Consider the following 5826-nt stretch of genomic DNA (forward strand, 5'->3'; position numbering starts at 1 on the left):
TTCGTCTCCAGTAGTCTATACCTGATAAAGTCGGTCGTACAACTGACCCCTTTACCGTTTCCATGACGCTCAGTACCGTCCTCTTGAAAAGGCAGCACCTCATGGTGGTTTTGGCAAATCCTCCTGCAAGGCCTTTGCCGAGAGACCATATCGAAGTAAAAACTCCAATACCCTCTCATCTTGATTGCAGTTATGTTACTCAAATTCAAAGAACATTTCTTAAATTGTATCCCTGAGTAACGACAGGACACACGCCCAGCTGCCAACATCATATATAAAATATTGGGGTTTAGGTGTTTATGCGAACCTTTCTGCCCCGCATGAGCTTTTGTAACGGCAGACAGTGACGAGCCCGCAATCCCCAACATTTCATATATGTGACCGTTGGCTGCAAGGCTAAGCGCTAAGCACAAACTTTTACTACGAAAGAAAATAGAATTGGACGAGAATAGGAAAAATATATATTGGATTGAGAGCTATGAAAACCATGAAGATTGTTTTGTAGTAGGACACGACCAGCTCGTGGCAGAACAATACTTTTGTGACATGCAAGGCTATGACTTAGACCTTGTATCGTCAGAATTAATTTGTGTGGCAGAATTTGAAGAAGAAAATAAATTAAATATTCAGGCCTACTATCCTTCACAGTACATGTTGATTAATAATGGATTTGAAGTGATTACCGAAGAAGAACCATTTATTTATTGGCGAGATGGCAGAAAATATTGTCAAGGAAATATTTTACAGCAAATAGTAATAGAAAAAAGTGCAAAATTTGGTGGAGTGTATATTGTTGAAGTAAGAAATTCTGGTCTTTTTAAAATTGGAGTAACTAAAGACATAAACAAAAGATTATCCCAACTACAAACATCAAATCCTTATGAATTTTACTTGATTGATTTTTTTAAAACAGACAAGAATAGAGAGCTGGAGAAATTTTTACATAATAAATTTCGGAACAAAAGATACAAAAGAGAATGGTTTAAACTAAATCAAGAAGAATTAAGTGAAGCATGCAAAATCGCTTGTGATTTTATAAAGAGACCATTTCTGACTGATACTTTGACCGCGCAAAAACATTTCAAAATAGATGATGAAATTATTAAATTGCAGATTAGTAAAGGAGAACTTCCATTTTAAGCTAACTCTTTGATATGAAAACAATTGACTTTTGAAGGGAAATAAGCCCAGCAGCCAACATGGTATAGCCACAATAGCGGGCTTGGTGCAAGTTTCAGGTTCACTGCCCCGCTTTGGCTTATCACGGTGGAAAGTGACGAAGCCCGCAAATCCGCTACTGTGGCTATACCAGGACCGTTAGGGGTAATTGAAATACTACCAGAAAGTTCTAATTATGAAGAAAATACGAAATATATTACTTAACGACAAGTTTATTCTTGGATTGATTTTTATTAATGCTGTAATTATTTTTTTACAAGGATTTGATTTAAAACCAGAAACATTATCATTTCTTTCAAATACTGACAATTTCATAACCTTTATTTTTATTCTGGAACTAATTTCCAAGCTTAACAATCAAGGAATTAGACAATTTCTAAAATCTAACTGGAATATATTTGATGCAATCCTTATTCTTTTTGCAATTCCTTCATTATTATTGTGGGTCTTCAATTTCGAATCTTTACAATTTGACTATTTGCTAGTATTAAGAATAACACGCATATTTAAGTTCTTTCGCTTTATCCGATTCTTTCCTGATATAGACAAGTTAATTAATGGTGTGCAAAGAGCTTTGAAAGCATCAGTAATTGTCTTAATTGGGTTTTTTATATTCATATTTATAGTATCAATAATATCTTGTTTTTTTTACAAGAAGATTTCACCTGAATTTTTCGGAGACCCATTTGTTTCCTTATACTCTATTTTCAAAATATTTACCGTTGAGGGGTGGTATGAAATCCCTGATTCCATTGCAGAAAACTCTTCCGTTACAACAGCCGTTGCAACCAAAATTTACTTTGTATTAATACTTTTGGCAGGTGGGATTTTTGGATTGTCATTAGTAAATTCAATTTTCGTTGATGCAATGGTAAGCGATAATAACGATGAACTTGAGAGGAAAGTTATTTCTTTAGAGCATAAAATTGATAATTTAATAGAAACCCTTAAAAAATAGACCATGGATTTTTCTGACCACATTTCGCAACTTGCAAACAGAGTTGAAAAGCTTAAACCACAGTTACTAACAGAAGAAGCAACTAAGAATGCTTTGATTATGCCTTTTATTCAGGCTCTAGGATATGACGTATTCAATCCTTCGGAAGTAATCCCAGAATTCACATCTGACGTGGGCATAAAAAAAGGGGAGAAAGTTGATTATGCAATAGTACAAGCCAATCGGATTGTTATATTGATTGAATGCAAGGGTGTTAATGACAAACTAACAAATCATGATACTCAACTTATTCGATATTTTCATACTTGTGAAGCGAAATTTGCCATTTTAACAAACGGACAGATTTTCAAGTTCTTTACTGACCTAGATGATAACAACAGATTGGATGACAAACCATTCTTTGAACTAGATTTATTAAACATCAAAGAACAGCAAGTTGCAGAACTGAAAAAGTTCCATAAAACCAACTTTGATGTAGAAAAAATTATAAGCACAGCAAGTGAACTAAAATATCTGAACGCGATTAAAATTATTCTTAATCAAGAAGCAGAAGAACCCTCTGAGTCCTTTATTCGATTTTTCACATCGCAAGTCTACGCTGGAAAGGCAACAGCAAAGGTTCTCGAACAGTTTAAAGAAATAGTTAAGAAATCTGTTAATCAATGGTTGAGTGACAAAGTTAGTAGTCGTTTAAAGTCTGCGCTTGAAAAAGAGTCAGAAAATGATAAAGCAGAGGCTAAAAAAATTGGCGAATCAATGGACTCAGAAGACGAAAAAAACAATATAGTCACTACGCAAGAAGAAATAGACGGTTTTACAATTGTGAAATCAATTTTACGCACGAAAGGAGAAATATCTAAAATCCTATATAAGGATAATCAAAACTATTTCGCAATCTTTTATGATAAACAAACTCAACCTGTTTGTAGATTGCACTTTAACAGAGCGCAGAAATATATCGGCTTACTAGATGAAATGAAAAAGGAAGAAAGAATTCCTATTGAAACATTAGATGATATTTTTCAATATAGTGACAGGTTGTTAAGAACTCTAGAAAATTATATTGGATAAATTCAAAAACCCCTAACATCATATATAAAATATTGGGGCATTAGTGTTTACTCGAAACTGTCTGCCCCGCATCAGCTTTTGTAACGGCAGACAGTTTTAACTCCCGCAGCCCCAACATTTCATATATGTACCGTTGTGCCACATAGATAAAAGACATACAATCATATGAAAACTCAAGTTATTGGCGGAATAATCTTATTAGTAATAGCAGGTTTATTTGCTAAATACAAAATTTTTGATGAGAAGATTGAATTGAAATTTTCGTTGTCAGAAAAGATACCTTCCGATTTCATAGATAATATTGAAGGAGCAGGTATACAACAACTTACAGTTAAAAATAGCGGGGATGTTTTAATCTCTTCTATTGTAATTAAGATAGACGCAAACATTCAAGAATTAAGAATCAATAAATTCAAATCGACCGACTCTGTCACAATTTCAAAAACAAATAATTACACAGAAATATTATATCCTGAAATACCACCTTCTGGTGAAGTAATAATCCTACTAAAGCTATTAGGAAATAGTATCAACAATGATAGAATAGAAATTATTCATAGTAAAGGAACCGCGCATGAGGCTTTTAGTGACAGAAAATCATATGGCAATACTATTTTTCTTGTAATATCCTTCATTTATTTGATTGTAACTTTTTTCGGACTGAGAGGGAGTCTTGTTGATAGTTTGGAGTCAAGAGCTAAATACTCACCCTTAGAAATTCTAAAACGGAATAAACCATGGTATGTAAAAGATACAAAATGGCATGAAATAAGGGAAACTGCAATATCTAACTATATCGAAAAAGATTATGTTTCAACAATTGAAAAAAGTGATTCATATCAATTATTAAACACAGAGAAAAAATATTTTCTGTCTGAAGATGAATGGCTTGTTTTGTTAGATAAAGCTGAAAAAAAGATACTACTTAAAATTACTGAAAAGATTTATCAGAGTTTTTATGATTTAAATTTTGAGGAATTATCAAACTTGAAAAAGCCAATTAATATAAGTTATGAAAATTGGAAGAAAATAAACGAAGAGATAAGTAAAGCTTATTGTATGCATAAAATTAGAGATACCTTGCGATTTGGCAGATATTCAGTAAAAGATATTTTAAATTCAAAAAAACCAGATATCGTAACATATGATGATTGGACAAATTTAAAAGAAGTTCTATCAACATTCTATGCATCAATCATTATTGAAGAAGGAATAGGTAGGCTTAGTTATGAAAAATATATAGACAAAGTCAATCTGGATATTCTTGATACCTCTAGAAAAACAATGCTCGAGGATTTGTTTAAAAACATTGGAGAAGGATATGAGTTAAAAGAGAACTATCGACAATTGTTGCAAGCATTTAATGAAATGTTTTACTGGAATGAAATACCAAATAAACCCGATTATATAGAACCTGAAGAATGGAAAAAGATTGAAGAATTATTTAATCGAGTCATCAAAAAAGAAAAAGAGGCAGATGCCAACTTATCTGAAGCAAATAAACTTAAAACTGAATATATGCCTTTGAAAGAGAAAGTGACTAAGCAACTTGAAATAATAGACAATCTACTAATTGACCCTGCATCTATTGAAAAAGTTGAAGTCTATAATAATCCATTTGCAAAGGGTAATTGGGAAAATATTCAGAAAATATATAAATTACTGATAAACAAATAAGTCGAGTAGGTAAAGGGGAGTCTCACCCCTAAACCTCTCACAGAACCGTACGTGACAGTCTCCCGTCATACGGCTCTTCCCGCCCAAGTCGCTATGGACGAAAACCATACTGCCAATGCACAAACGTGTTAGGATACTGTCTGGCTACATTGCACAGCCATCTAAAAGCATGTGTTTTGATTTTCTTCCTGAACCTTCGGTATTTGTTCCTTACCCACATCATAAGACGATAATTTAGAACCCTGAAAACCTTGCGCATCTCGGAAAACCTGAACTTCCCATAGTAATTTATCCAGCCTCGTATCTTGGGCTCAAGCAGTATGGCAATGTCATGTATAGAGAATTGCACCATGCGGTGAATTTTCAACTTATACAGGGTTTGACCTATACGCTTTCGCCGTTTGTTACTTATAGCCGGGGTAAAGCTTAAATGGGCTTTTCGCCCCTTATCCTTTATCCATCTTGGCTTAAAGGTAAAAGCCCAAAAAGTCAAATTGGACATATTTGGGCTTAAATGGGGGGTGGTTTTTCTGATTGCGCTTACAGTGTAAGCATTCGGCCTAGTACATATTGTCATCAAAGCTAAGCAGTCGTTTCTTTGAAGGCAAAAAATGAGGATGACACATACGACCTTCAAGCAACTCTATCAAGAGTATCAGGAATCCAGTTTAAGCGTACGAGACTTCTGCTCCAATCAGGCTTTATCCCCTTCTACTTTTATTACTGGAGAAAGCAGTTGGGGAATACAGCGCAAGAAGCACCTGAGCGCTTTGTTCCACTGGTAATCGACTCGGCACCGACGCAAAAAACAAAACACAACAAGCACGTTGCGATAGCCACGAACAAAACCGATGGTTTAAGCATTTCACAGGCACCTGTTGAACTTGTCTTTCCCAACGGAACAAAGATGGTAATCCGCGAAAACATCGACCTGCGATTAT

Annotated in this window: 6 protein-coding genes; 5 read left to right on the plus strand and 1 reads right to left on the minus strand. The window is 34.3% G+C overall.

All coding sequences use genetic code 11. From position 1 onward, the window contains the following. The first annotated feature begins 384 nt into the window (after positions 1–384). From ALKIM_RS19125 to ALKIM_RS0104105, 4 genes are all read left to right on the plus strand, one after another. Positions 385–1140: a GIY-YIG nuclease family protein gene (locus ALKIM_RS19125; protein WP_026473534.1), complete on the plus strand. Its 756-nt coding sequence runs from the start codon at positions 385–387 to the stop codon at positions 1138–1140. Positions 1141–1354: 214 nt separating this feature from the next. Beyond that, positions 1355–2137, plus strand: coding sequence for an ion transporter (locus tag ALKIM_RS17570; protein ID WP_044117736.1), 783 nt, complete (start codon positions 1355–1357; stop codon positions 2135–2137). A gap of 3 nt (positions 2138–2140) precedes the next feature. Continuing rightward, entirely contained in the window at positions 2141–3208 is a 1068-nt protein-coding gene (locus ALKIM_RS0104100) for a type I restriction endonuclease (protein WP_026473535.1), read from the plus strand. Positions 3209–3373: 165 nt separating this feature from the next. Continuing rightward, positions 3374–4885 carry a hypothetical protein gene (locus ALKIM_RS0104105; RefSeq protein ID WP_026473536.1) on the plus strand — a complete coding sequence of 504 codons (1512 nt, stop codon included), beginning with the start codon at positions 3374–3376 and terminating at the stop codon, positions 4883–4885. A gap of 91 nt (positions 4886–4976) precedes the next feature. Here the strand turns inward: ALKIM_RS0104105 and ALKIM_RS0104110 are convergent, their stop codons facing one another. Next, positions 4977–5387 (minus strand): group II intron maturase-specific domain-containing protein, encoded by a 411-nt coding sequence (locus tag ALKIM_RS0104110; protein WP_162148793.1) that lies wholly within the window; start codon positions 5385–5387, stop codon positions 4977–4979. Between the two features lie 96 nt (positions 5388–5483). On the opposite strand from ALKIM_RS0104110, the gene ALKIM_RS17575 reads away from it, so the two are divergent. Further along, the coding region (locus ALKIM_RS17575) for a hypothetical protein (protein WP_175576953.1) at positions 5484–5826 on the plus strand (343 nt) is incomplete at its 3' end.

Source organism: Alkaliflexus imshenetskii DSM 15055, assembly GCF_000517065.1.
Taxonomy (GTDB): Bacteria; Bacteroidota; Bacteroidia; order Bacteroidales; family Marinilabiliaceae; genus Alkaliflexus; species Alkaliflexus imshenetskii.

Excerpts from the sequence above, each read along its gene's own strand:
- ALKIM_RS17570 (WP_044117736.1), top strand. The coding sequence starts at position 1,355 with ATGAAGAAAATACGAAATATATTACTTAACGACAAGTTTATTCTTGGA.
- ALKIM_RS0104100 (WP_026473535.1), top strand. The coding sequence starts at position 2,141 with ATGGATTTTTCTGACCACATTTCGCAACTTGCAAACAGAGTTGAAAAG.
- ALKIM_RS0104105 (WP_026473536.1), top strand. The coding sequence starts at position 3,374 with ATGAAAACTCAAGTTATTGGCGGAATAATCTTATTAGTAATAGCAGGT.
- ALKIM_RS0104110 (WP_162148793.1), bottom strand. The coding sequence starts at position 5,387 with ATGTCCAATTTGACTTTTTGGGCTTTTACCTTTAAGCCAAGATGGATA.